Annotated in this window: 2 protein-coding genes; one reads left to right on the top strand and one right to left on the bottom strand. The window is 40.5% G+C overall.

Annotation, left to right across the window (positions count from 1 at the left end; all coding sequences use genetic code 11):
• Window positions 1–442: 442 nt before the first annotated feature.
• Entirely contained in the window at window positions 443–883 is a 441-nt protein-coding gene (locus L4D76_RS28575) for a hypothetical protein (protein ID WP_428444196.1), read from the bottom strand.
• Window positions 884–1,029: 146 nt separating this feature from the next.
• On the opposite strand from L4D76_RS28575, the gene L4D76_RS28570 reads away from it, so the two are divergent.
• On the top strand, window positions 1,030–1,206 hold a 177-nt coding region (locus L4D76_RS28570; RefSeq protein WP_428444197.1), incomplete at its 3' end, for a TetR/AcrR family transcriptional regulator.

Raw genomic sequence — 1,206 nt, 5'->3', positions numbered from 1 at the left:
CCCTTATAAAAATTAATAAATAAATCGCCAGAATGCGACGTGCTAAGCGGTTGAATTATTTAATGTTACGGTAAATATAAGGGAAACACTGAGGTACAAAACGATAACGTAGATGTAGCTGAAGGTTTAACTTGTACTTGATGTTGCATTTAATAACTCTCTGAACAACAGAGCGAGTGAGATAATAACAGCTGTACGTTTTTTGTACAGCTTAATTTTCAGACCGACTTCGGAAAGGCTGGCAGAGACGACCTTTCTACCTGGCGCGGTAAATGCTCATTATGGTAAATAGGTCATTTATTTACCCACAGATTCGGTGGTTAGACTAGGTAAAAGATGGGGATAACGAGCGCTAGGCCATACATTATAGGTAACCATAATTAATTACCCTGTAACGTAAAAGGCCGCCAAGTGGCGACCTTCAAACTCTGTTCTTTGAAAATCAGCGGTGATTGCGATAGTGACCTTTAGCATCATCGATTACAGAGTCATAAGAGAAATCATAGCCACCTGTTTTACCTACTTGCGTCATAGCAAAGGAATTATCTTCAAAGGCTTTTAAGCGTAACTCCGTGGCATGCTGTGTTGATATCTGCTCATCACGATCACGTTGTACGAATGGCTCAACGTTATGCACGGGCTCACCCAATGCTTGCTTACGTAATTCAGTGGCACGCAGTGTTGATACTGACTCGTCACGGTCTACTGACAGCTGTGGATTAACTTTTACCTGATAAGCAGGCTCACCTGCAAAGGCTTTCAGGCGAAGTTCATTCGCATAGCGATCGCTGACATTATCATCATGATCATATCCTTGTGCGGCCATCACAGTAGAGGCTGAAACCAACAAGAATGTAGATAGTGCAATTGTTTTAATAGACATATTATAACTCCCGCGAATGAACTAAACTGTTTCGTTTCGTTTTGCTTGTAATAGAGATTAGCTCACAGAAATAATAAGTCAAGACTTTTAATACGAAACAGTTTAGTTTATTTTTAGGTTGTTGAGCTTTTGTTGGGGGATTGAAGATGAGCAAGAAAGAAGAGAAGAGATTAAAGATAATTGAAGTGACGGCAGATCTCTGCATTAGAAATGGTTATCAAGGAACCAGCGTGGATGAGCTCACTGCGGAAACAGGGTTTTCTAAAGCGACCATTTACCGGTATTTCAATTCAAAAGAGTGCCTGATATCAGAAACACTCAGC

This window comes from Photobacterium sagamiensis (assembly GCF_050337085.1).
Classification (GTDB): Bacteria; Pseudomonadota; Gammaproteobacteria; order Enterobacterales; family Vibrionaceae; genus Photobacterium; species Photobacterium sagamiensis.
The sequence above is the reverse complement of the archived record's forward strand: the minus strand, read 5'-3'. Positions and strand labels throughout refer to the sequence as shown.

What these genes read in the sequence shown, in the direction of transcription:
- L4D76_RS28575 (WP_428444196.1), bottom strand. Translation starts at nt 883, where the DNA reads ATGTCTATTAAAACAATTGCACTATCTACATTCTTGTTGGTTTCAGCC.